Annotated in this window: 24 protein-coding genes and 1 pseudogene; 15 read left to right on the top strand and 10 right to left on the bottom strand. The window is 67.5% G+C overall.

The window, feature by feature from the left end; translation table 11 throughout:
* The first annotated feature begins 29 nt into the window (after positions 1-29).
* The gene (locus tag DPV79_RS13500; protein WP_113045625.1) at positions 30-695 is read left to right on the top strand and encodes an O-methyltransferase; all 666 of its coding nucleotides are present in this window, start codon (positions 30-32) and stop codon (positions 693-695) included.
* A gap of 150 nt (positions 696-845) precedes the next feature.
* Here the strand turns inward: DPV79_RS13500 and DPV79_RS13495 are convergent, their stop codons facing one another.
* From DPV79_RS13495 to DPV79_RS13465, 8 genes and pseudogenes are all read right to left on the bottom strand, one after another.
* Positions 846-1,364 (bottom strand): DUF3455 domain-containing protein, encoded by a 519-nt coding sequence (locus tag DPV79_RS13495; protein WP_059621779.1) that lies wholly within the window; start codon positions 1,362-1,364, stop codon positions 846-848.
* 141 nt (positions 1,365-1,505) lie between these two features.
* Positions 1,506-1,712, bottom strand: a pseudogene (locus tag DPV79_RS43755) (cyclase family protein); the annotation flags it as partial.
* A gap of 1 nt (position 1,713) precedes the next feature.
* The gene (locus DPV79_RS43050; RefSeq protein ID WP_196482337.1) at positions 1,714-1,860 is read right to left on the bottom strand and encodes a hypothetical protein; all 147 of its coding nucleotides are present in this window, start codon (positions 1,858-1,860) and stop codon (positions 1,714-1,716) included.
* Positions 1,861-1,879: 19 nt separating this feature from the next.
* Positions 1,880-2,995: an alkene reductase gene (locus DPV79_RS13485; RefSeq protein ID WP_113045624.1), complete on the bottom strand. Its 1,116-nt coding sequence runs from the start codon at positions 2,993-2,995 to the stop codon at positions 1,880-1,882.
* Between the two features lie 64 nt (positions 2,996-3,059).
* Positions 3,060-3,866 carry a 2,5-didehydrogluconate reductase DkgB gene (gene dkgB, locus DPV79_RS13480; RefSeq protein ID WP_059863740.1) on the bottom strand — a complete coding sequence of 269 codons (807 nt, stop codon included), beginning with the start codon at positions 3,864-3,866 and terminating at the stop codon, positions 3,060-3,062.
* A 151-nt stretch (positions 3,867-4,017) separates the two neighbouring features.
* Positions 4,018-4,974, bottom strand: coding sequence for an LLM class oxidoreductase (locus tag DPV79_RS13475; protein ID WP_113045623.1), 957 nt, complete (start codon positions 4,972-4,974; stop codon positions 4,018-4,020).
* 19 nt (positions 4,975-4,993) lie between these two features.
* Positions 4,994-5,317 (bottom strand): MoaF-related domain-containing protein, encoded by a 324-nt coding sequence (locus DPV79_RS13470; protein ID WP_060220009.1) that lies wholly within the window; start codon positions 5,315-5,317, stop codon positions 4,994-4,996.
* A gap of 28 nt (positions 5,318-5,345) precedes the next feature.
* Complete coding sequence (locus DPV79_RS13465) at positions 5,346-6,548, bottom strand: MFS transporter (protein ID WP_059487487.1); 1,203 nt, start codon at positions 6,546-6,548, stop codon at positions 5,346-5,348.
* A gap of 101 nt (positions 6,549-6,649) precedes the next feature.
* On the opposite strand from DPV79_RS13465, the gene DPV79_RS13460 reads away from it, so the two are divergent.
* Positions 6,650-7,585 (top strand): LysR family transcriptional regulator, encoded by a 936-nt coding sequence (locus DPV79_RS13460; protein ID WP_113045622.1) that lies wholly within the window; start codon positions 6,650-6,652, stop codon positions 7,583-7,585.
* A gap of 145 nt (positions 7,586-7,730) precedes the next feature.
* Here DPV79_RS13460 and zwf read toward each other — a convergent pair whose 3' ends face one another.
* Positions 7,731-9,206, bottom strand: a complete 1,476-nt coding sequence (gene zwf / locus DPV79_RS13455; RefSeq protein ID WP_042972725.1) for a glucose-6-phosphate dehydrogenase — start codon at positions 9,204-9,206, stop codon at positions 7,731-7,733.
* A 201-nt stretch (positions 9,207-9,407) separates the two neighbouring features.
* Here zwf and DPV79_RS13450 point away from each other — a divergent pair, with 201 nt between their 5' ends.
* Both DPV79_RS13450 and DPV79_RS13445 read left to right on the top strand, forming a co-directional pair.
* Positions 9,408-9,986 carry a TetR/AcrR family transcriptional regulator gene (locus DPV79_RS13450; protein ID WP_059857072.1) on the top strand — a complete coding sequence of 193 codons (579 nt, stop codon included), beginning with the start codon at positions 9,408-9,410 and terminating at the stop codon, positions 9,984-9,986.
* A gap of 153 nt (positions 9,987-10,139) precedes the next feature.
* On the top strand, positions 10,140-11,015 hold the full coding sequence (locus DPV79_RS13445) for an SDR family NAD(P)-dependent oxidoreductase (RefSeq protein WP_113045621.1): 876 nt from the start codon (positions 10,140-10,142) through the stop codon (positions 11,013-11,015).
* A 220-nt stretch (positions 11,016-11,235) separates the two neighbouring features.
* Here DPV79_RS13445 and DPV79_RS13440 read toward each other — a convergent pair whose 3' ends face one another.
* Positions 11,236-11,946 (bottom strand): IclR family transcriptional regulator, encoded by a 711-nt coding sequence (locus tag DPV79_RS13440; RefSeq protein ID WP_113045620.1) that lies wholly within the window; start codon positions 11,944-11,946, stop codon positions 11,236-11,238.
* A 166-nt stretch (positions 11,947-12,112) separates the two neighbouring features.
* Between DPV79_RS13440 and DPV79_RS13435 the strand changes: the two genes are divergently transcribed.
* From DPV79_RS13435 to DPV79_RS13385, 11 genes are all read left to right on the top strand, one after another.
* Positions 12,113-12,811, top strand: a complete 699-nt coding sequence (locus DPV79_RS13435) for an RraA family protein (protein ID WP_113045619.1) — start codon at positions 12,113-12,115, stop codon at positions 12,809-12,811.
* Positions 12,811-13,758 carry a hydroxyacid dehydrogenase gene (locus tag DPV79_RS13430; RefSeq protein WP_059676064.1) on the top strand — a complete coding sequence of 316 codons (948 nt, stop codon included), beginning with the start codon at positions 12,811-12,813 and terminating at the stop codon, positions 13,756-13,758. The genes DPV79_RS13435 and DPV79_RS13430 overlap by 1 nt, the downstream gene beginning before the upstream one ends.
* Positions 13,759-13,779: 21 nt before the next feature.
* Positions 13,780-14,745 carry an SMP-30/gluconolactonase/LRE family protein gene (locus tag DPV79_RS13425; RefSeq protein ID WP_113045618.1) on the top strand — a complete coding sequence of 322 codons (966 nt, stop codon included), beginning with the start codon at positions 13,780-13,782 and terminating at the stop codon, positions 14,743-14,745.
* Between the two features lie 86 nt (positions 14,746-14,831).
* Entirely contained in the window at positions 14,832-16,211 is a 1,380-nt protein-coding gene (locus DPV79_RS13420; protein ID WP_111997866.1) for an MFS transporter, read from the top strand.
* A gap of 50 nt (positions 16,212-16,261) precedes the next feature.
* Positions 16,262-17,407 (top strand): porin, encoded by a 1,146-nt coding sequence (locus DPV79_RS13415; protein ID WP_113045617.1) that lies wholly within the window; start codon positions 16,262-16,264, stop codon positions 17,405-17,407.
* A 17-nt stretch (positions 17,408-17,424) separates the two neighbouring features.
* Positions 17,425-18,471, top strand: a complete 1,047-nt coding sequence (locus DPV79_RS13410) for an amidohydrolase family protein (protein WP_113045616.1) — start codon at positions 17,425-17,427, stop codon at positions 18,469-18,471.
* Positions 18,468-19,748, top strand: a complete 1,281-nt coding sequence (locus DPV79_RS13405; protein WP_113045615.1) for an MFS transporter — start codon at positions 18,468-18,470, stop codon at positions 19,746-19,748. The genes DPV79_RS13410 and DPV79_RS13405 overlap by 4 nt, the downstream gene beginning before the upstream one ends.
* The gene (locus DPV79_RS13400; protein ID WP_113045614.1) at positions 19,745-20,980 is read left to right on the top strand and encodes an MFS transporter; all 1,236 of its coding nucleotides are present in this window, start codon (positions 19,745-19,747) and stop codon (positions 20,978-20,980) included. Before DPV79_RS13405 ends, DPV79_RS13400 begins: the two co-directional genes overlap by 4 nt.
* Before the next feature lie 22 nt (positions 20,981-21,002).
* Positions 21,003-22,325: an MFS transporter gene (locus DPV79_RS13395; RefSeq protein WP_021156444.1), complete on the top strand. Its 1,323-nt coding sequence runs from the start codon at positions 21,003-21,005 to the stop codon at positions 22,323-22,325.
* Between the two features lie 2 nt (positions 22,326-22,327).
* Positions 22,328-23,260: an amidohydrolase family protein gene (locus DPV79_RS13390; protein ID WP_113045613.1), complete on the top strand. Its 933-nt coding sequence runs from the start codon at positions 22,328-22,330 to the stop codon at positions 23,258-23,260.
* A 177-nt stretch (positions 23,261-23,437) separates the two neighbouring features.
* On the top strand, positions 23,438-23,833 hold the full coding sequence (locus DPV79_RS13385) for a tautomerase family protein (RefSeq protein ID WP_021156442.1): 396 nt from the start codon (positions 23,438-23,440) through the stop codon (positions 23,831-23,833).
* The last annotated feature ends 22 nt before the right edge of the window (positions 23,834-23,855 follow it).

Raw genomic sequence — 23,855 nt, 5'->3', positions numbered from 1 at the left:
ACGCACTCAACCTGACACTGGAGATCCGCATGACCACCCTGATTCACGACCCGCTGGCGTCGCTGCTCGCGCGCCTGTTCGACGAAGCCGAGGCGTCGTCGCCCGCGACGAGCCCGGCCTTTGCCAACGTGTCGCGCGACGAACAGGCGCGGCTGATGCGCAGCAAGACGGACTACACCGATCTGTATGCGCGCCTGAAGGACTATCCGCTTCCCGTGTCGCGCGAGACGGGCACGCTGCTGTACATGCTCGCGCGCAGCGGCGGCGCGCGGGCGATCGTCGAATTCGGCACGTCGTTCGGCATTTCGACGCTGCATCTCGCGGCCGCGCTGCGTGACAACGGCGGTGGCCGGCTGATCACGAGCGAGTTCGAACCGTCGAAGGTCGCGCGCGCGAGGGCGAACCTGACGGCGGCCGGGCTCGCCGATCTCGTGGAGATTCGCGAAGGCGATGCGCTGCGCACGCTGGCCGCCGATCTTCCGGATTCGGTCGACCTGTTGCTGCTCGACGGCGCGAAAGGGCTGTATCCGGAGATTCTGGCGCTGGTCGAACCTCACCTCGAGGCGGGGGCGTTCGTCGTGGCCGACAACGCGGAATACAGCCCCGACTACCTTGCGTACGTGCGCGCGCCGGAAAACGGCTATCTGTCGGTGCCGTTCGGCGGCGAAGTCGAGTTGTCGATGCGGATACGCTGAACGGGCGTAACGCGGGGGGCGACGCTGCCACGCTTGTTCGCATGAAAGACAGGAAAACTGAATGAATGGCGGCGTGGCGGCAGGAAGCGGGAAGATGCCCGGTGCCGGCGGCGCCGGGCGTTACCTCACCTCATGTCACGTCACCTCACTTCACTTCAGGAACACATAACGCGCGAAGTAAGGAAAGCGTCCGACCGCATGCTCGGTCGTGCACGTCGCGGCCGGCGGGGTGCCGCCCGCCGTGTCGAGCCGCTGCACGAAGCGCACGCCGGCAAGCGTGCCGGTTGCGGCCGGCGTGGCCGCGAGCAGCAGTTGAGGAACGCTGCCCGGGTGTGTGCCCGGCGCTTCCGCGAGCTTCTTGCCGGTGATGCGGCTGCCGTCGAGTGCCTCCCACGACGGGCCCGCGCCGTGCCGGACGACGAGCGTGCCGCCGGCATCGAACAGCAGGGCTTCGGGGTACTGGAATGCCCACGCGAGCCGGTGCCCGGCGTCGTATTCGCATGCATAGACCTGCATGCCGCTCGCGGTGGTCGACAGCACCGGCGTGGCCGGCTCGGGCGGCGCGAGGCCGGCGGCCTCGTCGGCATGCGCGGGCGCGGTGAACGCCGCGCAATAGAGACTGGCCGCAAGGGCTAACAGCATGTCGCGTGTCGGGGAACGGCTGGGCATGGCGGAGCGTCCTCTCAGGTCGGGTGACGGTCGTATGAAGTCGATCTCGTCAACACTAGACGCCGATGGCGCGGGCTGCAACCCGGAAATGACGATCGCGGCGCTAGCGGCCGCGATGGTCGGGAGGCGGAGGGGCGATCGGCGGATCGCAACCGGGTTGATGTTGACCTGCGTGGAGCCGACGTACAGCGGCTGGCCGAGCACGAACGGGAGTTCCCACGCCTTGTCGCGCACCAGCGCGCGGCTGTCGATCCGCTCCAGGTTGCAGATGCCGCGCTTCGCGCGCATGTACTGGTCGATCGGGAATTCATCCTGCGTGTGTGGATTCGGATAGACCTCCGACGCCCACTCAGGTGTCGCCGCCGAACGCGTCGTTCGCGCCCTGGACGGACGGATACCGGTCGGCCGCGGGGGCGGCCGGCGCGGCGTGCGCCGCCCGGGCCGCCGCGAACGGCAGGATCGCGCCGAACGCGAGCCGGGCGAGCGTTGCTTTCATGCCGGACTCCGATGAATCGTTACGCAGCGGCTTGCGCGAGCGTCGGGTAGTCGGTCAGGCCCTGGGCACCGCCGCCGAACAACGTGTTGCGGTCGTGCGGCGCGAGCGCGGCGCCGGTGCGCAGGCGTTCGGGCAGGTCGGGGTTCGCGACGAACGGGCGGCCGAACGCGACGAGGTCGGCCCAGCCGGCGGCGATCGCTTCGCGTGCGCGCTCGGCGGTGTACGCGCCGGCGTAGATCAGCACGCCCGGGTACGCGGCGCGCAGCTGCTGCTTGAATGCGACCGGCATCAGCGGCGCGTCGTCCCAGTCGGCTTCCGCGATGTGCAGGTAGCCGACGCCGAGCTCGCCGAGCAGCTTCGCGGCGGCGAGGTAGGTCGTTTCCGGATCGTCGTCGACGCAGCCGTTCAACGTGGTCAGTGGCGCGAGGCGGATGCCGACGCGCGACGCGTCGCCGGTGCCTTCGATCAGCGCCTGCGTGACTTCACGCAGGAAGCGCAGCCGGTTCTCCAGCGAGCCGCCGTATTGGTCGGTACGCGTGTTCGCATTCGAATCGATGAACTGGTTGACGAGGTAGCCATTCGCGCCGTGCAGCTCGACGCCGTCGAAGCCGGCTTCGATCGCGTGGCGCGCGGCGGTGCGGTACTGGTCGACGATCTCGTGGATTTCGTCGACGGACAGCGCGCGCGGCTCGGATGCCTGCACGAAGCCCGGCGTGCTGCCGTCCTCACCGGCGATGAACACGTTCACGCCCTTCGCCTGGAGCGGCGACGACGATACGGGTTGCGCGCCGCCGAGCAGGCTCGTGTGGCTCAGGCGGCCGACGTGCCACAGCTGCGCGAAGATGCGGCCGTGCGCGGCATGCACGGCGTCCGTCACCTTGCGCCAGCCGGCGACCTGCGACGGCGTGTGAATGCCGGGCGTCCATGCGTAGCCCTTGCCGAGCGGCGCGATGTAGGTGCCTTCGCTGACGATCAGGCCCGCACTCGCGCGCTGCGCGTAATACGCGGCCATCAGTTCGTTGGCTTCGTCGCCGGGCTGGCTGGCGCGCGAACGCGTCATCGGCGGCATCACGATGCGGTTCGGCAGCGTCAGCGCGCCGAATTGCAGCGGTTGGAAAAGCGGGTCCTGGGTCATGATGGAGTCCTGTCGGGGCCGCGGCCGGCTGGCCGCGGACGATTCGATCGAGAGAGCGGTGCGTTTAGTCCCACTTCGGCGCGAGGCCGGCCGGGTCGACTTCGCGGCCGTTGCGCTCCAGCGCGGCGATCTGCGCCATGTCTTCGTCGGTCAGGCGCAGCGTCTGCGCGAGCAGGTTGCTCGCGAGGTTCTCGCGCTTCGTCGACGACGGAATCACCGAGTAGCCGAGCTGCAGCGCCCACGCGAGTGCGACCTGTGCCGGCGTCGCGTCGTGACGCTGTGCGATCGCGCCGATCACCGGGTCGCCGAGCACCTTGCCGTACGCGAGCGTCATGTACGACGTCACGTGGATGCCTTCGGCGTTCAGGAACTCGACGAGCTTGCGGTTCTGCAGGTACGGGCTCAGTTCGATCTGGTTCGTCGCGATCGCATCCTTGCCGACGGCCGCGATCGCTTCCTTCGTCAGTTCGATGTTGAAGTTCGAGATGCCGATCTGGCGCGTGAGGCCCTTCGCCTTCGCGTCGGCCAGCGCGGTCATGAACGCCTGGAGCGACACGCCGTTGCCCGGGGCCGGCCAGTGGATCAGCGTCAGGTCGACATAGTCGGTGCGCAGCTTGCGCAGGCTTTCCTCGAGGCTCGCGACGAGCTTTTCCGGTGCGTAGTTGTCGACCCAGATCTTCGTCGTGAGGAACAGGTCTTCGCGGCGCACGCCCGACGCGGCGATCGCTTCGCCGACTTCGGCTTCGTTGCCGTAGATCTGCGCGGTGTCGATCGCGCGGTAACCCACTTCGAGGCCGTTACGCACCGAGTCGATGACCACCTGGCCTTGCAGGCGGAACGTACCGAGGCCGAATGCGGGAATGTTGCTCATCAAGTGCTCCTGAAAGGGGTGGAACGGTTGCGGTATGGAAGTCATTCTGGCGCTTGATACTGATGAGATAAACGCCTTTAGAGGTCAAAAATATTTGATTTGAATTCAAATATCGGTCGTGCGGCGGGCTCGCTCGAGGCCGTTGCCGGCCTTATGCGGCGCACGTCTGCGCGTTTGCCTTCGTATTCGCGTGGAATATCGGCAGCACGTCCGCCGCGATCTCGGCCATCGTCTCGTCGAGCGGGCGGCAGTTGCGGCGGAAATGCAGGCCGATGTGCCGTACGCCCGCGTCGCGCATCGCCGCGAGTTCTTCCGTCAGCGCGATGCGTCCGGCGCGGGCGCCGAAGCGGTGCCGCTGCAGCGGCTCGTGCGGATCTTCCGCGAGGTCGAGGTGGATGAAGCTCACGTACGGCTTGTCGCCGGCCACCGCGCGCCAGTTCGCGGCGCGCTGCAGGTGATCGGCCGGCGTGCCCGGATACGCGAGGCAGCCGTCCATGTGTTCGCCGATCCACGCGGGCGTCTGCTGCGCGAGACCCGCGACGAGCAGCGGCACCGGCGAGCGCGCGGCCGGCAGCACCTCGAGGCCCGGCGGCAGGTGCCCGCGCGCGCCGTCGCGCAGCAGCGCGACCTGGTCGCGGAAATTCGCGCCGCGCGACGCGAAGTCGCGGCCGAACAGCGGATATTCGACCGGCCGGTCGCCGCTCGCGACGCCGAGCATCAGGCGGCCGCCGCTCAGTTCCTGGATCGTCGCGGCCGATTTCAGCGTCAGCAGCGGTTCGCGCAGCGGCAGCACGACGGCCGCCGTGCCGAGCAGGATGTCGTGCGTGATCCCGGCGAGGTAGCCGAGATACGAGAACGTTTCGAACACCTGCGCGGCGTCGCCGAACGACGGGTCGTACACCGGCACGTCGCGCACCCAGAGTGCGCGAAAACCGAGCGTGTCGGCCAGTTGCGCGAGCTCCGCGTGGATGTCGAGGTCGGGCACGCCCGGGTGGCGGCCGTCGTGCCGGCGTTTCGCGTTGCCGGACGGGGTCCAGTCGTTGTCGAGCGGCAGTTCGATGCCGATGCTGAAGCCGCCGTCGGCGAGCCTGTCGAGTGAAGTGGGCATGATTGGGGGCTCCGTCCGTTCAGACCGTGCGCAGGCTGCCGTCGAGCCGGTAGAAATCGAGCGACGACGCGGTGAAGAACGAGCGCGACGTGCCGGCGGCGAAATCGTCGATGTGCACGACGGTGGCGCGATCGGCTTCCTGCCACGAGATCGCGTAGGCCTCGCCGACGATGAGTTGCCACGTGTATTCGACTTCACCCTTCGCGCCCGCGTACGGGCCTTCGGTGATCTCGTAGCGCATGTGGAGGCCGTCCTCGTCGTATGCGTTGAGCGCGGTGAGGCCGTCGTAACGGACTTCGAAAGTCTTGCCGGCGAACGGCGGACGTCGGGTCGATGCGTTCATACGGGTGGCTCCTGTGAATAGGTGACGTTCAATGGGCGAGTTCGACGGGTTCGGCCGTGCGTTCCGGCAGCCCGTGGCTGCGGTCGAGACGGCCGCTCAATGCGGTGAGCGCGAACGCGCCAAGCGTGACGACGGCGGCGATCCACGGCGTGTGGCCGAGGCCGACGTTCGCGACGATCAGGCCGCCCAGCGACGAGCCGCCGGCCACGCCGAGGTTGAAGGCGGCGATGTTGAAACCCGATGCGACGTCGGTGGCGTCCGGCGCGAAGTGGCGCGCCTGCTTGACGACGTACACCTGCAGCCCCGGCACGTTGCCGAACGCGACCGCGCCCCACGCGAGCATCGTCAGCACCGCGAGCCATTTCACGTGGATCGTGAAGGTCAGCGCGAGCAGCACGATCGCGAGCAGCAGGAAGATCCGCTTGAGCGCCTTCACGGGGCCGACGGCATCCGCGAGCTTGCCGCCCCACACGTTGCCGACCGCGACCGACACGCCGTAGCCGACGAGCACGAGGCTGACCTGCGACGGCGTGAAGCCGGCGATCTGCTCGAGCAGCGGCGCCATGTACGTGAACGCGATCAGCGAGCCGCCGTAGCCGACGGCCGTCATCGCATAGACGAGCAGCAGGCGCGGCTGGGCCAGCACGCGCAGCTGGCGGGCGAGCGGGGCGGGCGGCGTCTGCGGCAGCCCGCGCGGCACGAAGGCGACCGCGCCGAGGAACGCGACCAGGCCGAACAGCGCGACGATCAGGAACGTCGCGCGCCAGCCGAAGTGCTGGCCGATGAAGGTGCCGAGCGGAATGCCGGCGACGAACGCGACGGTCATGCCGCTGAACATCGTCGCGATCGCGCTGGCGGCCTTCTCCTTCGGCACGAGCGTGGTCGCGATGATCGAGCCGACCGAGAAGAACACGCCGTGCGCGAGGCCGGTGAGGATGCGCGCGACGATCAGCGATTCGTAGCTGGGCGCCTGCCAGGCGACGAGATTGCCGACGGTGAAGAGCGCCATCAGCCCGGCGAGCAGCGTCTTGCGCGGCACGCGGCCGGTGAGCGCGGTGAGCAGCGGCGCGCCGATGGCGACGCTCAGCGCATAGAGGCTGACGAGCAGGCCGGCGGACGGCAGGCTGACGCCGAGGTCGGCACCGATCGTCGGGATCAGCCCGACGATCACGAATTCGGTGGTGCCGATGGCAAAGGCGCTGATGGTCAGCGCAAGCAACGCGAGTGGCATGACGGGATCCGGGTTTCAGTAGGAATGGATCGCAGTGTGCCGGCTTTACTTTTGCTGAAAAACTCGTCTATAAACCAAATTGTTTTGATTTCAAATCAACAATGAAGATCACCCTAGACGAACTCCAGGCCTTTGCCGCCGTGGTCGACACCGGTTCGATCACCGCCGCCGCCCAGCAGCTCGACCTCACCGTGTCGGCCACGAGCCGCACGCTCGCACGGCTCGAGGAGAAGCTGAAGACCACCCTGCTGCGCCGGACCACGCGCCGGCTCGAACTGACCGAGGAAGGGCGCGCGTTCCTGCAGGATGCGCGCGCGATCATCGAATCGGTCGAGACGGCGGAAGAGCAGATGCTCGCGCGGCGCGAGATGCCGTCGGGGCGGCTGCGCGTCGATGCGGCGACGCCGTTCATGCTGCACGTGATCGTGCCGCTCGTGCGCGGCTATCGCGAACGCTTCCCGAAAGTCGAGCTGGAGCTGAACAGCAACGAGGGCATCATCGACCTGCTGGAGCGGCGCACCGACGTCGCGATCCGGATCGGGCGGCTGAAGGATTCGACGCTGCATAGCCGGCGGATCGGCAACAGCCGGGTGCGCATGCTGGCGAGCCCCGACTACATCGAAGCGCACGGGCAGCCGCGCAAGGTCGAGGACCTGCCGAAGCACACGCTGCTCGGCTTCACGCAGCCCGAATCGTTGAACGTATGGCCGATCCTCGGCACGGACGGCGAGCCGTGCCGCATCGAGCCGGACGTGTATTCGTCGAGCGGCGAAACGCTGCGGCGGCTTGCGCTGGAGGGCACGGGGGTCGTCTGCCTGTCCGATTTCGTGACCGCGCAGGATCGCGAGGCCGGGCGGCTCGTGCAGGTGCTCGCGCGGCAGACGCTCGACGTCCAGCAGCCGATTCACGCGGTGTACTACCGCAATACCGCGATCTCGTCGCGGATCGCGTCGTTCGTCGACTACCTGATCGAGGCGCTGGGCGGCGGCAGCGATGCGCCGACGCGGCGCAAGGCGGCGTGGCTGGGGCCCGTGTAACGGCGGCGGGCCGCGACAGAGCCGGGCGCACCGTGGCGGGCGCCCGTTGCGATGGGTGTGATGATGGGGCCGATCGATGTGACCAGCATGCCGCACGGCGCTCGCGCCGCCGGCATGCCGTCATGGGGAGCCGTGCTGGCGCTTGTTACGCTTCCTCGGCCCACGACATCCCGTCGCGCGCGAGCAGCGCCGACGAAGCCGCGGGCCCGAACGTGCCGGCCGTGTACAGGCGCGGCCGGTCGCCGAGCTGCTTCCAGCCGTCGAGGATCGGCTCGACCCACGACCAGGCGGCTTCGAGTTCGTCGCGGCGCATGAAGTGCGTGAGGCGGCCGCGGATCACGTCGATCAGCAGCCGTTCGTACGCTTCCGCGCGCCGCTCCGGAATCGCCTGCTGCAGGTCGAGGTTCAGGCTCACCGGCACCATGTTCATGCCGCTGCCCGGTTCCTTCGCGAGCATCTGCAACTGGATCGACTCTTCCGGCTGCAACTGGATCACGAGGCGGTTGCCGTAATTGCGCGGGCCGGTCGGGATGATCGAGAACGGCATGTCCGCGAACTCGATCACGATCTCCGACTGGCGGCGCTGCAGCCGCTTGCCGGTGCGCAGGAAGAACGGCACGTTCGCCCAGCGCCAGTTGTTGATGTGCGCGCGCAGCGCGACGAAGGTTTCCGCGCGGCTGTCCGCCGGCACGTTGTCTTCCTCGAGATAGCCCTTGACCGGCTGGCCGTCGACCGCGCCGGCCGTGTACTGGCCGCGCACCGTGTCGCGCGCGACGTCCGACAGCGACATCGGCCGCAGCGAGCGCAGCACCTTCAGCTTCTCGTCGCGCACCGCGTCCGGGTCGAGCGACACGGGCGGCTCCATCGCGACGATGCACAGCAGCTGCAGCAGGTGGTTCTGCACCATGTCGCGCAGCGCGCCGGTATGGTCGTAGAAGCCCGCGCGGCTGCCGACGCCGACCGTTTCCGCGACCGTGATCTGCACGCTGCGGATGTTCGGCGCCTGCCACAGCGGCCCGAAGATCGGGTTGCCGAAGCGCAGCACCATCAGGTTCTGCACGGTCTCCTTGCCGAGATAGTGGTCGATCCGGTAGATCTGCGATTCCTCGAAGTGCTTGCCGACCGCGTTGTTGATCGCCTTCGCGGACGCGAGATCGTGGCCCAGCGGCTTTTCGAGGACGACGCGCGAGTGCCTGTCGACGAGATGCGCGGCCGACAGGTTGTCGCAGATCGTCGTGAACAGCTCCGGCGACGTCGACAGGTAGAACACGCGGATCGCGTCGCCGCGCGCCGCTTCGGCGAGCCGCGCGTAGTCTTCCGGCGCGTTCACGTCGATCAGCACGTACTTGAACAGGTCGAGGAAGCGGCTCCACGCATCGGCGTCGAACGCCTTCTCGTCGATGAACGGGCGCGACTGCTCGTCCATGAACTTGCGATAGCCGTCGATGCCCCAGTCGCGTCGGCCGACCGCGATGATGCGCGTCTCCGGCGGCAGGTTGCAGTGCAGGTGCGCCATGTACAGCGCGGGCAACAGCTTGCGGGCGGCCAGGTCGCCGCCGCCGCCGAAGATGATCATGTCAACGGGCCGGTCGGCCGCGGTCTGGGTAGGCTGATTCGTCATGGGAGGTTCGCGTCTGAAACGGTGAGCGTGGAACGAACGTCGAGGCACAGGGCGCCGATACGTGAACGCACCCGTACGTGAAAACGCTAATAGTGCACGGTTTTGATGGATTGCGTATGGGTTCCCCCGGATGTAACAGGGCTTGCATTCCCCATGATCGCCCCATTATGATTGAGCGCTCACTCATTAAAGGAATCGATTGTGGCCCGACCGCGCAGTCCCGACAAGCACGACGCCATCCTCGCCGCGGCCGCGCGCGCGCTCGCCGAGGACGGCGCGAGCGCGACGACCGCGCGCATCGCCAGGCTGGCCGGCGTGGCGGAAGGCACGGTGTTCACCTATTTCGAGACCAAGGATGCGTTGCTGAACGCGCTCTACCTGAGCCTGAAGGCCGGCCTGCGCGAGGCGATGATGACCGGGTTTCCGGAACACGCGCCGGCCGAGCAGGCGGTGCGGCATGCGTGGAACGGCTATGTGTCGTGGGGCGTCGCGAATCCGGACGGCCGGCGTGCGCTGCAGCAGTTGGGCGTGAGCGGGCGCATCGACGACGCGCATCGTGCGGCCGGCTCCGAAGGCTTCGGCGGGATCGGTGCGCTGCTGCGCGAACAGGTCGCCGCGTCGGGCGCGCTGAACCGCGACGAAGCGCATGCGTTCTGTTCGGCGTTGTTCGCGTCGATCGCGGAAACCGCGATGGAATCCATCGCGCGCGATCCGGCGCGGGCCGATGCCTACCGGGAAGCGGGGTTTCGCGCGATGTGGGCCGTGTTGCACGCGGTGTGAATCAAGCATGGACGTCGGCGCGGCGCGTGCCGCGACGACGGGCGGGGCGTTTCAGGCAGGGCGATGCAGGTCATCAAGGATCGCATCATCGCCCATATTAATGAGTGAGTAATCATTCATTTTCATCGTTTCACCACGATCAAGGAGTGGAAAATGTCGAAAGTCTGGATGGTAACGGGGGCCGCACGCGGCCTCGGGCGAGCGATTTCGGAAGCCGTGCTGGCGGCGGGCGACCGACTGGTGGCCGGCGCACGCGACCCGGCGCGACTGGCCGATCTGGCCGAACGGTATGGCGACCGCTTGCTGCCGGTCGCGCTCGACGTCACCGACGAAGCGGCGGCGGAGCAGGCCGTCGCCGCGGCACGTGCCGCGTTCGGCCGCATCGACGTGCTGGTGAACAACGCGGGCTACGGCCATACGGCGCCGTTCGAGCAGATGGGCGCCGACGTGTTCCGCGATCAGGTCGAAACGAACCTGTTCGGCGTGATCAACCTGACGCGCGCGGTGCTGCCGACGATGCGCGCGCAGCGCGCGGGGCACATCTTCCAGGTGTCGTCGGTCGGCGGGCGGACGTCGACGCCCGGGTTGTCCGCGTATCAGGCCGCGAAGTGGGCGGTCGGCGGATTCAGCGACGTGCTCGCGAAGGAAGTCGCGCCGTTCGGCGTGCGCGTGTGCACGCTCGAACCGGGCGGAATGCGTACCGAATGGGCCGCGCAGGCGAAGCGCGACGTCGACGATCTGCTGCCCGACTATCAGCCGTCGGTCGGCAAGATTCTCGAGCTGCTCGGTGCGTATGGCGGCCACGAGATCGGCGATCCCGCGCGGATCGCGGCGCTGATCGTCGACCTGTCGCGCCGCGACGACGTGCCGCTGCGCCTGCTGCTCGGCGGCGATGCGCTGTTCGTCTGCGAGCAGGCGGAACGACAGCGCGCGGAAGAGGCGGCGCGGTGGCGCGACGCCACGCTGTCCACGCAGTTCCCGGACACGAAGCTGCCGGATGGGCTGGATGCGCTCAAGGCGATCGAGTAAGGGCGGCCGTCGTCGCGGGCGGCGCGTCGACCGTGCCGCCCGCGCAAGCCCGGTCGCGGGCCGGCGCGATCGATTTTCTCGGCGGAGCCGACGGGCCGTCGCGTCGGTGCGGCGATGCAGGCGTCATGCCGCAGCGCGCGGGCGTGGCGTGGGCGAACGTTTCCACCGTCAGGCGACGAACGGCTCGTCGGCTCGACCCCGACCTTTGCCGAAGCGGCGATCAGGTGCCGTATACGTTCTCGCAGAGCGCGACGCTCGCCCCCAGCTTCCGGGAGAGATCGGCGGCCGCATCCAGTTGCGGTCGATCGAGCTCGCCCGACTCGTGCGCGACGCTCAGGCGGGATGCCGGACCGGAAAGCGTCAGTGCCGCCATGAACTTGTCGCCGGCGCCGAAGACCGGCACCGCGAACGCCGCCGTGTGCACGTCGCGCGCGCCGGCGGTGAAGAGGGGCAGCGCAGGCGGCTTGTCGTAGATCGGTTCGCCGAGCCCCCAGAAGCGGATCACGTGGCTGATGGCGGTGTCGTCGAGCGGCAGCTTCGTGCCCGCGAGGCGCGTTTCACGTAGACCTTCGGACGGCTCGACGCGAAACAGGCAAAGCCGCTGCCCGTTGTCGTGCACGTAGTACGATGCGCTTTCCTTCGTCAGCGCGGCCAGCGCATGCAGCGCCGGTTCCACCACCGTGGACAGATGGAAGGACTGCTCGTACAGCTTGCCGAGGTACAGCACGCGATGTCCGAGCGAATAGTTGCCGGACTGCGCACGCACGACGTAGCCCATTCGCTCCAGCGAGTTCATCAGCCGATAGACCGTCGTCTTGTGCATGCCGGATGCCTGCGACAGCGTCGCGAGCGACTGCGATTCCGCGCCGGGCTTGAAGCAGTCCAGCAGCGCAAGCGCCTTTTCCACGGCAACGACTCCGTCGTTTCCCATTCCTTCTCTCCCGGTCGACATTCACCTGATATTTTACAGAGTAAAACGCTGGTTTACCACGTAAAAGGGTAAACGCCAGTGCCATGGCGCGCGTCGTCTGGTTATAGTGGTTTCACCATGTACACCAGTGTTGTACAGAGTACAACGCACAACTCGAGGTCGAATCATGAGCAACACATCCGCCAGCACTTCTCCGATCAATCGCGACATCGAACGCGTGTCGCCCGAACTCGTTCAGGCGGCCGCGCGTTACCAGGCCGCGATCCTGGCCGACGTCGCGGGCCGCCGCGGCACGGTGCATGGTCGCGTGCGGCCGTTGTCGCTGAAGATGAAGGTCGCCGGCCCCGCGATCACGGTCGAAGTCCGCGCGGGCGACAACCTCGCGATCCATGCGGCGCTCGCCGTCGCGAAGCCGGGCGACGTCGTCGTGGTCGACGGCAAGGGCGACATCTCGTGCGCGCTGCTCGGCGAAATCATGGCGGCGCAGGCGAAGGCGAGCGGCATCGCCGGTATCGTCATCGACGGCGCGGTGCGCGACGCGCATGAACTGGCCAATGGCGACTATCCGGTCTTCGCGGCCGGCCTCAATCCGTGCGGCCCGACCAAGAGCATCGCGGGGCGCGTGAATGCGCCGATCTCGCTCGGCGGCACGGCGGTCAATCCGGGCGACCTGGTGGTGGGCGATGCCGACGGCGTCGTCGTCATTGCGCGCGCCGACGTCGCGCGCATCGTCGATCTCGCGCAGAAAAAGCTCGACTTCGAGACCGCGCGTATCGCGGCGATCCACAAGGGCGACCTTCGTCCAGGCTGGATCGAGAAGGAACTGCGCGCGGCCGGCATGCTGGCCGAAGGCGAGGCGCTGTGATGCACGCCGCTTCGCCTAAACCCGTGGTCCTCGTGACCGCCGCCGACCTTGCGCCGCAAGCGCTCGACATGCTCGCGCAGTTCGACGTCGTGTTCGCCGGCAAGCAACCGACCGAGGACGACATCGTGGCGCTGTGCATCGAGCACAAGCCGGTCGCGATCATCGTCCGGTACGGCAAGATCAACGCCCGCATCATGGATGCCGCCGAAAACCTGCAGGTGATTTCGAAGCACGGCAGCGGCATCGACGTGATCGATCAGGACGCGGCTGCCGCACGCGGCATCGCGGTGCGCGCGGCGGTCGGCGCGAATGCGGCCGCCGTCGCCGAGCACGCATGGGCGCTGTTGCTCGCATGTGCGAAGTCGGTTCCGCAGCTCGATATGCGCATGCGCGAAGGTCATTGGGACAAGTCGACGCACAAGTCCGTCGAACTCGACGGGCGCACGCTCGGCCTCGTCGGTCTCGGCGCGATCGGCCGGCGGGTGGCCGCGATCGGCGCGGCGTTCGGGATGAAGGTGCTCGCATTCGATCCGTTCGCCAAGGAAGCGCCTGTCGGTGTGAAGCTCGTGCCGCTCGACACGCTGTACGCGGAGTCGGACGTCGTGTCGCTGCATTGTCCGTTGACGGCCGACAACCGCCGGATGCTCAACCGCGACACGCTCGCGCGTTTCAAGCGCGGGGCGATCGTCGTCAATACCGCACGCGGTGGCTTGATCGACGAACCCGCGCTTGCCGACGCGCTGGCGAGCGGCCAGGTGCGCGCGGCCGGGCTCGACAGCTTCGACGTCGAGCCGATGACGACGCCGCACCCGTTCCAGCAGATCCCCAACGTGATTCTGTCTCCGCATATCGGCGGCGTCAGCGATGCCGCGTACGTGAACATGGGCAAGGGCGCGGCCGCCAACGTCCTCGCGGTGCTCGACGAACGCGCGCACAGCGCGGCTTGAACCCTGAACATCGAGGAACGCATGTTTTATCTGACGAACCCCGACGTGCGCGAAGCCGACGTGTTCACGCGGATGCCGGACAAGTTTCGCAAGCCGGACGTCCGCACGGAATGGGCGCGCGCGAATCGCGGCGGCATGGTCACGGATTCCTTTCTCGAAGGGCCGGTCTGGGATCCGGACGGCTATCTGTTCGTGACCGACATTCCGCACGGACGCATCTTCCGCATTTCGCCGTCGGGCGACTGGGAGCTCGTCGTCGAATACGACGGCGAGCCCAACGGGATGAAGCGCTTCGACGCATCGCACCTGATCATCACCGACTACCGGAACGGCCTGATGCTGCTCGATATCGTGCGCGGTGAAATTCGCCCGTATCTCGAGCGCCGCAACACCGAGCGCTTCAAGGGCGTGAACGACCTGACGTTCGACTCGGCCGGCAATATCTATTTCACCGACCAGGGGCAGACCGGGCTGCACGATCCGACGGGCCGCGTGTATCGGCTGTCGCCCGACGGCAAGCTCGACATGCTGCTCGGCACCTGCCCGAGCCCGAACGGGCTCGTGCTGTCGCGCGACGAGAAAGTGCTGTTCGTCGCGATGACGCGCGGCAATGCCGTGTGGCGCATGCCGCTGCAGGCCGACGGGTCGGTCACCAAGGTCAGCCAGTTCTTTACCTCCTACGGACCGAGCGGCCCCGACGGTCTCACCGTCGATCTCGAAGGCCGCCTGTTCGTCGCGAATCCGGGGCTCGGGCGCGTGTGGGTGCTCAACCACTGCGCGGAGCCTGTCGAGATCCTGACCGGGCCGAAAGGGGCGTCGCTCACGAGCGTGTGCTTCGGCGGCGCCGACATGAAGACGCTTTTCATCACCGAATCGACGTCCGGTTCCGTGCTGAAAGCGGAGATGAGCATCGCCGGCCCGCTGCCGAAACAGGCAGGGAAGCAGGCAGTGAAGCAGGCAGTGAAGCAGGCAGTGAAGCAGGACTGAGACCCCCGAGCCGGGAAGCCGCGCGTCGGCTTCCCGCCCGCATGCCGAAAGATCGTGCCGCCAGCCGCGCGACGAAGGAGACAAGCATGACCATTTCGCACGCGCTGCGTGCCGGCGATGACGCACCGCGCGCCGACGCACCATCGTCGGCGCAGCTTGCCGGCGACGATTACGCGGCCAGCGAGCGCACGCTCGCGAAGGCGTTCCGGCGCATTCTGCCGTTCATCTTCGTCTGCTACGTGATCAGCTATCTCGACAGGACCAACGTCGGTTTTGCCGCGCTGACGATGAACAAGGATCTCGGTCTGACGGCCGAGCAGTTCGGTGTCGGCGCCGGCCTGTTCTTCATCGGCTATTTCCTGTTCGAGATTCCGAGCAACCTGATCATGCAGAAGGTCGGGGCGCGCGTGTGGATCGCGAGAATCATGATCACGTGGGGCCTGTTCTCGATGGCGACGGCGTTCGTCGTCGGACCGAAAAGCTTTGCGGCCGCGCGCTTCCTGCTCGGGCTCGCCGAGGCGGGGTTCACGCCCGGCATCTACCTGTATTTCACGCACTGGTTTCCCGGCAAGTGGCGCGCGAAGGTGACGGCCGCCTTCCTCGTCGGCATTCCCGTCGCGAACATGATCGGCTCGCCGATTTCCGGTGCGCTGCTCGAACTCGGCGGCCTGCACGGGCTGCGCAGCTGGCAGTGGCTGCTGCTGATCGAAGGCGTACCGGCCGTGATGCTCGGCGTCGCGTGCCTGTTCGTGCTGGCCGACCGTCCCGAGAAAGCCGCGTGGCTCAGTGACGAAGAGAAGGCGTCGCTCGCGAAGCGCCTCGCGTTCGAGCAGCGCGACATCGGCGCGAAGCACGGCAGCAAGCTGCGCGACGCGATGACGAACTGGCGCGTGTTCGTGCTCGCGTTCGTCAACTTCTGCGGGATCGTCGGCTCGCTCGGCGTCGGCTTGTGGATGCCGCAGATCATCAAGCAGTTCGGCGTCGAACACGCGGTGGTCGGCTGGCTGACGGCGATTCCGTATGCGATCGGCGCCGGCGTGATGCTCGGGTGGGCGCGTCTCGCCAATCGGGCGGCCAACCGTATTCCGTATATCGCCGGTGCGCTGGCTGTCGCCGCCGCGGCGTTGTGCGCGAGCGCCTTCATTCATGCGCCGGTTTTCAAGCTGATCGCGCTGTGCGTCACGGTGAGCGGGATCCTCGCGTTCCAGGCGACTTACTGGGCCATCCCGTCCGGATTCCTCACCGGACGGGCTGCCGCGGGCGGACTCGCGCTGATCGTGTCGGTCGGCAATCTCGGCGGTTTCGTCGGGCCGTCGATGATCGGCGCGCTCAAGCAATTCTCCGGCGGCTTCACCGCGCCGCTCATCGCCGTGTCGGGTGTGCTGCTGCTCGGCGCGCTGACCATCGCGTGGCTCGGCGATCCGGGCGCGGGCGCCGGCGAAGCGCCTGCCGCCCGCGAGGCGTGAATGTTCTTTCGCCGGAAGACCCACCCACAAAAAAACAGTTTGGAGACTTCATGTCGTCGAATCAGGCCAGCCAGAATTCCCGCCCGAAACCCCGCCTCATGCTCGGCGCCCTCACCGTCGCGAGCGCGACCGCGTGGTGCGGCACCGCGCATGCGCAAAGCAGCGTCACGCTGTACGGCATTGCCGACGTCGGCATCGAGCACATCAACAATACGAGTACCGGCGGCGCGCAGACGCGCGAAGCGTCGGGCAATCTGTCCGGTTCGCGCTGGGGACTGAAGGGCGTCGAGGATCTCGGCGGCGGCATGAAAGCCCTGTTCCAGCTGGAAAACGGCTTCAACATCAATGACGGCACGACCGCGCAGTCGACGAAAGGCCTCGGTGCGAATGCCGCCACGACGTCGCGGATTTTCGGCCGGCAGGCGTGGGTCGGGCTGGCGTACCGGGGTCAGCAGCTGACGTTCGGCCGCCAGAACGCGCTCTTCTATGAACAGGCCGTGGCCTTCGACCCGATGGGCGCGTCGTCGCGATACTCGGTGCTGTCGCTCGACTACGCGGCGGCCGCGCGTATCGACAATTCGGTGAAGTACACCGGCGTGTTCGGTCCGCTGACGGCGCAAGCCATGTACAGCACCCGCTACGACACCGGGTACGGCGCCGAGGTGCCGGGCGCGCAACTCACCGGCCGCTTCTACAGCGGGGCGCTGACTTTCTCGCAAGGGCCGCTCGCCGCGAGCGTGTCGTACGAGCAGCGCAACAGCAACACCGTCGCGACGAACACGGGCACCGAGCGTCGTGCGACGGCCGCCGCGTCGTATGCGCTCGGACCGGTGAAGGGATTCGCCGGCTATCGCTATCTTCGGGCGTCGAACGCGTTCCTGCCGGCGAACCCGATCCGGGTCGCGAACGGCTCCGAAGCCAGCGCGGCAAACCTGTACTGGGCCGGCGCGCAATATGCGGTGTCGCCCGCGTTCGTGGTCACGGCAACCGCCTATTACCAGGACGTGCATTCGACCAGTGCCGATCCGTGGCTCGCCGTGCTCTGCGCGGACTATCTGCTGTCGAAGCGCACGGATATCTATGCGACGGCGGGTTTCGCGCGTAACAAGGGCGGCTCCGCGCTCGGCGTGAACGGCTATGGCACGGTCGCACCCGATCACAACCAGACGGGCGTGGTGATCGGCATGCGCCAGTAGTTCTGACGGCGAGCGCGATGCAGATCGTTCACGCGCCCCATCTGCCCGTCCGGCCCGAGTGGCTCGCGTTGCGCGACGAGCCGGTGCTCGAACCCGAGCTTGCGATCGTCGACGCCCATCATCACCTGTGGGACCGGCAGACCGGGCGCTATCTCGCGGACGAGTTCGGTGCGGACGTGCGCAGCGGGCATCGCGTCGTGTCGACGGTTTACGTGCAGTGCCGATCGATGTTGCGTGCAAGCGGGCCGGATGCGTTCAAGCCGGTCGGCGAAGTGGAATTCGCGAGCGGCGTCGCCGCGATGTTCGACAGCGGCGCATACGGTCCCGCGCGATGCTGCGAGGCCATCGTCGGCGGCGCCGATCTGTCGCTCGGTGCGGAACTCGAGGCGGTGCTCGACACGATGCTGCAGGTATCCGACGGGCGACTGCGCGGGATCCGCAACCCGCTCGCGTGGCATGCGAGCCCCGACGTGCGATCGAGCCCGGTGACGCCGCCGCGCGACCGGATGTCGGACCCGGCATTCCGGCAGGGCGTGACGACGCTCGGCCGCTACGGGCTGTCGCTGGACGCGTGGGTCTATCACACGCAGCTCGACGACCTGTACGAACTCGCCCGTGCATGCGACGGCGTCACCATCGTCATCGACCATTTCGGCGGCCCGCTCGGCGTGGGCCCGCATGCCGGCCGGCGCGCGGAAGTGCATGCGCAATGGAAACGGCAACTCGCGCGTCTCGCCGCGCTGCCGAACACGCGCATGAAGCTCGGCGGCGCGGGCATGACCGTGTTCGGTTTCGACTTCGCCGCGCGCGACCTGCCGCCGTCGTCGCCCGAACTGGCGGCGGCGTGGCAGCCGTATTTCGACACCTGCGTCGAATGCTTCGGCGTCGATCGCTGCATGTTCGAAAGCAACTTCCCCGTCGACAAGGGGATGTTTTGCTATCGCGTGCTGTGGAACGCCTTCAAACGACTCGCGTCCGCGATGTCGGCCGATGAACGGGCCGCGCTGTTCAGCCGGACGGCCGCATCGACGTATCGCATCGCGCTTCCCGGAGACAACCCATGAAGACGAGTGCAACCGCGGCGACGCAGGACATGGAGTCCGCCGCCGCGGAAAAAGGATTGACGCGCGTGACCGGTACCGAATGGCGTTCGCTGTCGCTCGCGGGGCTCGGCTGGACGTTCGAGAGCTACGACTCGTTCCTGCTGTCGCTGCTGCTGCCGACGCTCGCGCTGCAATTCGGGCTGAGCAAGGCGCAGCTCGGCATGTTCACGAGCGTCACGGCGGCCGGACAGATCGTCGGCGGCATTCTGTTCGGCTTCGTGTCGGACCGGATCGGGCGCGTGCGCACCGCGCTGCTCTGCGTCGGCATCTACTCGCTGTTCTCCGGCCTGATCGCATTCGCGCCCGACGCGCACGGGTTTGCCGCGCTGCGCTTTGTCGGCGCGCTCGGCATGGGCGGAACCTGGACCGCCGGCGCGGCGCTGATCGCGGAGACCTGGCACCCGAGCCGGCGCGGCAAGGGCGGTGCGCTGATGCAGATGGGCTTGCCGATCGGCGCGATTCTCGCGATCGCGATCTCGGGCATCGTCGGCGCCGCGCATGGCGGATTGGGCGGCGACAGCTGGCGTCTGCTGTTCCTGATCGGTGCGTCGCCGTTCTTCATCCTGTTCTGGGTCGCGCGCAAGACGCCGGAATCACCGATCTGGCTCGAACGCCGGCATGTGAAGTCGCAGGCCCGCACGCCCGGCACGGCCAATCACGAGAAACTGAACGTGCGCGGCCTGCTCACCGCCTTCTGCTTCATCTTCTTTCTGCAGTACCTGTACTGGGGCGTATTCACGTGGACGCCGACGTTCCTCGTCACGGTGAAGCACCTCGACTTCGTGCACAGCCTGAAGTTCGTGCTGGCGCTGCAGTTCGGCGCGATCGCCGGATTCCTGCTGTTCTCGGCATGGGTCGACCGCATCGGCCGGCGGCCGATGTTCCTGGCGTACCTGCTGGTCGGCGCGCTGGCCGTCGGCGTGTACATCGTGTCGGCGAATCCGTTGCTGCTGATGACCGCGATCTTCCTGACCGGCTTCAGCGTGAACGGCATCTTCGCGGGTGCCGGCCCGTTCCTCGCGGAGATCATCGGCAACACGGCATCGCGCGGGTTCTTCATGGGCCTCGCGTACAACGGCGGCCGGCTCGGCGGCTTCATCGCGCCGCTGATCATCGGCGCGCTCGCGTCGACGTCGGGCGGCTTCGTGCTCGGACTCGCGACGACGATCGTCGCATTCGTCGCTGCGGCCGTGGTCGTGCTGGTCGCGCCCGAAACGCGCGGGAAGGCGTTGTCATGAACGTGGCGACGCAAGCGGGGTGGGTGAGCCGGCTGTTTCCCGCGCTGTCGGAGGCATCGCTGCGGCGCTATCTGAGCGGGCAGGTCGCGTCGGTGCTCGGCAGCTGGACGCAGAACGTCACACTGAATCTGCTGATCTATCACCTGTCCGGCTCGGCGGCGATCCTCGCGCTGCTCAACTTCCTGCTGTACGGGCCGCAACTGATCGTCGCGCCGGTGGCGGGCTCCCGCATCGGATCGGCCAACGCGCGCCGCGTGACGCTCTGCGTGCTGACGGCGTCGCTGCTGCTGACGGGCAGCCTCTTCACGTTGTCGCTGCTCGGCCTGCTCGGCGTGAAGCTGATCCTCGCGCATGCACTGGCGATCGGCGTGTCGAGCGCGGTGGAAACGCCGGCACGGCAGGTGCTGCTGCTGACGAGCCTGCAGGATGCAACGCACACGTCCAATGCGGTCGCGATGAACACGATGGTCTACAACGTCGGGCGCATGGTCGGCCCGACCATCGCCGGATTCGTCTATCCGACGCTCGGGCCGCGGACGTCGTTTGCGATCTACGCGCTCGCGCTGTGCTTCATGGCGGCGTGCGTGCGCTCGATCCGGGCGGCGTCGGTGGACCGCCCGTCGCGCGCGGAGAGCGGCCTGCGCGACGCGGTCGGTTACGTGCTGTCCGATGCGTTCTCGGCCCGCTATCTGCCGATTCTCGCGTGCATCGGCCTGTTCGCCGGCAGCTACCAGACGCTCGTGCCGCTGCTCGCGGACCAGGGCTTTCACGACGCCGCGCGCTTTACCGGTGTATTCTTCGCGTGCGCCGGCGCCGGCTCGTTGAGCGCGGCGGTGCTGCTGTCGTCGGCGCTCGGCCCGCGCGCGTCGCACCGGTTCATCGCGTATGCGCCGTGGACGGCCGTCGGCGCGCTGGCCGTGCTGGCCGCGACGACCGATGCGGCGGGATCGATTCCCGCGTTCTATGCGCTCGGCTTCAGCCTCACGTTCGCGGCCACGTCGACCAACGCGACCATTCAGCGCCAGTGTCCGGAGCACGTGCGCGGCGGGCTCGTCGGGATGTACGGCATGGCCTACAACGGCACGATGCCGTTCGGTTACCTGCTCGTCGGCAGCGCGTCCGAGGCGCTCGGCGTGCGACACACCTTTGCCGCCATGGCGGCCGTGCTCGCGAGCGGCGTCATCGCGGTCATCGCGTGGCAACGGTTCACTCGTTCACAGATACGCGCGTAAGCGCACAATAAACGGAGACAACATGCAAACCGGTTTCATGGAAGCGTCCGCGATCGAGCGCCGGACCTTACGCAAGGTCGTCTGGCGGCTCATTCCCTTCTTGATGATCTGCTACCTGCTTGCCTTCATCGACCGGGGCAACGTCGGGATGGCATCGCTGCAGATGAACCATGACCTGGAAATGTCGGCACAGGTCTTCGGCTTCGGCAGCAGCCTGTTCTTCATTTCATACTTCTTTTTCGAAGTGCCGAGCAATCTCGCGCTGCAGAAATACGGCGCGCGGATCTGGATCGCACGGATCATGATCACGTGGGGCATCGTGTCGGCGGCGACCGCGCTCGTGCACAACGCGACGACGTTCTATGTGCTGCGATTCCTGCTGGGCGCCGCCGAGGCCGGCTTCTTCCCGGGCGTGCTGCTTTATCTGTCGTACTGGATTCCCGCGCAGTACCGTGCGCGGATCGTCGCGACGTTCATGGTCGCGATTCCGGCCGCGAGCTTCATCGGCTCGCCGATCTCCGCGCTGCTGTTGCAGATGGACGGCGTCTGGGGCCTGCGCGGCTGGCACTGGCTGTTCATCCTCGAAGGCATTCCGACCGTGCTGCTCGGCATCGCGTGCCTGTTCATGCTGACGAACAAGCCGGACGACGCGAAGTGGCTCGACGACGACGAGCGCGCATGGCTCACGGCCGCGCTGGCCGCGGGCCACAAGACGCGCAAGAAGGTGCCGTCTCTGCCGCTCACGCAGCTGTTCCGCAACCGCTACGTGCTGTGCCTCGCGCTCGTCGACACGTGTGCTTCCGCGGCAGGCAGCACGCTGTCCGTGTGGCAGCCGCAGCTGCTGAAGTCGTTCGGCCTGACCGTCATGGAGACCGGCCTGCTGAATTCGGTGCCGTACGCGGTGGCCTCGGTCCTGATGGTCTACTGGGGCCGGCGCTCGGACCGCGTCGGCGAACGGCGCTGGCACACGGTCGTGCCGATGCTGCTGATCGGCGTGGGCCTGTTCGCGACGTCGCTGAGCGGATCGCTGCTGCCGACGGTCTGCATGCTCTGTGCGGTGCTGGTCGGCGCGTATTCGTTCAAGGGCCCGTTCTGGGCGCTCGCGACCGACATGCTGTCCAACAGCACCGTGGCGGCCGGGCTCGCGACGGTCAATGCGATCGCGAACCTGCTCGGCGGCGGGCTGATGGTGAACGTGTACGGGTGGGTGAAGGCGGCGACGGGCAGCTACGCGCTCGCATTGATGCCGCTCGCGATCCTCACGCTCGTGAGCGTCGCGACGCTGCTGCTGCTCACGCGCGATCATGCGTCCGGCAAGCTGGTCGGCAAGACGGGGACGATCTGATCATGGCGCGCATCGCGAGACGCGAATTCCTCAGGATCGCCGGCGCGACGCTGGCTTCGGCCGCATTGCCGACGCTGGCCGCGGCCGACGAAACGTGGTCGAGCGGCAACGAGCGCCCGGTGTTCCAATTGCCCGAAGGGGCGATTGACTGCCACATGCACATCTACGACGACCGGTTCCCGGTCGCGCCGGGCACGACGCTGCGGCCGCCGAATGCGACCGTCGCGCAATACCGGCGCGTGCAGACGCGTATCGGCGTGACGCGCAACGTGGTCGTGACGCCGTCGACGTACGGGACGGACAACCGCTGCACGCTGGCGGCGCTCGCGCAGTTCGGCGACGACGCGCGCGGGGTGGCCGTCGTCGACGGCACCGTGAGCGACGACGAACTTCGGGCGCTCAATCGCGGCGGCATCCGTGCGATCCGGTTCAACCTGAGCTATCCGGGCGCGACGACGCTCGACATGCTGGCGCCGCTCGCCGCGCGCATTGCGAACCTCGGGTGGCATATCGAACTGGTGGTGCAGGGCGCGCGGCTGCCGGAGCTGGAGCCACATCTTGCGGCGCTGCCGTGCCCGCTCGTCATCGACCATATCGCGCATGTGCCGCAGCCCGGCGGGCTGTCGTCGGCCGCGTTTCGTACCGCGCAACGCCTCGTCGAAAAGGGCCATACGTGGATCACGTTGTCGGGGCCGTACGTCGACAGCAAGTCGGGCGCGCCGGCCTACGACGACGTCGCGCCGGTCGCGAAGGCGCTGATCGACATGGCGCCGGAGCGCATGCTGTGGGGCACCGACTGGCCGCACCCGACGCAGAAGACGGACAAGCCGGACGACGCGAGCATGCTGGACGTGATCGCCGGCTGGATCGGGCGGGCGGACTGGCAGCAATTGATATTCGTCACGAACCCGGCGAAGCTGTACGGATTTGCGTAGCGCAAGGAGGATGTCGCGAGACTCCTTCGCGAATAGGTGTCGTTTTTGAACCCGTGTCCGGAATCATGGCCTATTCGACATTGCGAGGGCGGCGAGCCGGGTGCCAGAATCGGCGTGCGGCATCTGGACAGGCCGATGCCGCACGTGTTCGATCGATCACCCGGAATCCTGAATACCATGCCCTATCTGCAACTGGACGTGAACGACCACTATTCGGCGGAAACCAAGCGGTCGCTCGCCGCCAAAATGAGCGAGACCTATGCGCGGATGATGTCGGTCGATATTCGGCGTATCAGCGTCGCGATCCGCGAGCTGGGGCAAGGTGGCGTGTGGCGTATTGCCGAGGCCGGCGAAGCGCCGGTCCCGGTCGCCGTGATGATGCTGGATATCCGGCGGGGCCGCCCGCCCGGGCAGCGCATGGAACTGGCGCAGGCACTTTGCGCGCACTGCGTGGAGATGCTCGGCTTGCGTGAGGATCGGCTCAATGTCGAATTCACGCAGCATTCCGGCGATGAAATGTACCACCCGGCGCTGGGCGGCTATAGCCCGGAGTGGGCTCCCGGCGAGCAGTAGATTTTCCGCCTGGACAGCGCGC

It is taken from the genome of Burkholderia reimsis, assembly GCF_003294055.1.
GTDB lineage: Bacteria > Pseudomonadota > Gammaproteobacteria > Burkholderiales > Burkholderiaceae > Burkholderia > Burkholderia cepacia.
The sequence above is the reverse complement of the archived record's forward strand: the minus strand, read 5'-3'. Positions and strand labels throughout refer to the sequence as shown.

Coding starts and splice junctions, on each gene's coding strand:
- DPV79_RS13395 (WP_021156444.1), top strand. CDS start 21,003: ATGCAAACCGGTTTCATGGAAGCGTCCGCGATCGAGCGCCGGACCTTA.
- DPV79_RS13430 (WP_059676064.1), top strand. CDS start 12,811: ATGCACGCCGCTTCGCCTAAACCCGTGGTCCTCGTGACCGCCGCCGAC.
- DPV79_RS13500 (WP_113045625.1), top strand. CDS start 30: ATGACCACCCTGATTCACGACCCGCTGGCGTCGCTGCTCGCGCGCCTG.
- DPV79_RS13415 (WP_113045617.1), top strand. CDS start 16,262: ATGTCGTCGAATCAGGCCAGCCAGAATTCCCGCCCGAAACCCCGCCTC.
- DPV79_RS13460 (WP_113045622.1), top strand. CDS start 6,650: ATGAAGATCACCCTAGACGAACTCCAGGCCTTTGCCGCCGTGGTCGAC.
- DPV79_RS43050 (WP_196482337.1), bottom strand. CDS start 1,860: ATGAAAGCAACGCTCGCCCGGCTCGCGTTCGGCGCGATCCTGCCGTTC.
- DPV79_RS13385 (WP_021156442.1), top strand. CDS start 23,438: ATGCCCTATCTGCAACTGGACGTGAACGACCACTATTCGGCGGAAACC.
- zwf (WP_042972725.1), bottom strand. CDS start 9,206: ATGACGAATCAGCCTACCCAGACCGCGGCCGACCGGCCCGTTGACATG.
- DPV79_RS13445 (WP_113045621.1), top strand. CDS start 10,140: ATGTCGAAAGTCTGGATGGTAACGGGGGCCGCACGCGGCCTCGGGCGA.
- DPV79_RS13470 (WP_060220009.1), bottom strand. CDS start 5,317: ATGAACGCATCGACCCGACGTCCGCCGTTCGCCGGCAAGACTTTCGAA.
- DPV79_RS13400 (WP_113045614.1), top strand. CDS start 19,745: ATGAACGTGGCGACGCAAGCGGGGTGGGTGAGCCGGCTGTTTCCCGCG.
- DPV79_RS13495 (WP_059621779.1), bottom strand. CDS start 1,364: ATGCCCAGCCGTTCCCCGACACGCGACATGCTGTTAGCCCTTGCGGCC.
- DPV79_RS13440 (WP_113045620.1), bottom strand. CDS start 11,946: ATGGGAAACGACGGAGTCGTTGCCGTGGAAAAGGCGCTTGCGCTGCTG.
- DPV79_RS13410 (WP_113045616.1), top strand. CDS start 17,425: ATGCAGATCGTTCACGCGCCCCATCTGCCCGTCCGGCCCGAGTGGCTC.
- DPV79_RS13465 (WP_059487487.1), bottom strand. CDS start 6,548: ATGCCACTCGCGTTGCTTGCGCTGACCATCAGCGCCTTTGCCATCGGC.
- DPV79_RS13425 (WP_113045618.1), top strand. CDS start 13,780: ATGTTTTATCTGACGAACCCCGACGTGCGCGAAGCCGACGTGTTCACG.
- DPV79_RS13390 (WP_113045613.1), top strand. CDS start 22,328: ATGGCGCGCATCGCGAGACGCGAATTCCTCAGGATCGCCGGCGCGACG.
- DPV79_RS13420 (WP_111997866.1), top strand. CDS start 14,832: ATGACCATTTCGCACGCGCTGCGTGCCGGCGATGACGCACCGCGCGCC.
- dkgB (WP_059863740.1), bottom strand. CDS start 3,866: ATGAGCAACATTCCCGCATTCGGCCTCGGTACGTTCCGCCTGCAAGGC.
- DPV79_RS13475 (WP_113045623.1), bottom strand. CDS start 4,974: ATGCCCACTTCACTCGACAGGCTCGCCGACGGCGGCTTCAGCATCGGC.
- DPV79_RS13405 (WP_113045615.1), top strand. CDS start 18,468: ATGAAGACGAGTGCAACCGCGGCGACGCAGGACATGGAGTCCGCCGCC.
- DPV79_RS13485 (WP_113045624.1), bottom strand. CDS start 2,995: ATGACCCAGGACCCGCTTTTCCAACCGCTGCAATTCGGCGCGCTGACG.
- DPV79_RS13435 (WP_113045619.1), top strand. CDS start 12,113: ATGAGCAACACATCCGCCAGCACTTCTCCGATCAATCGCGACATCGAA.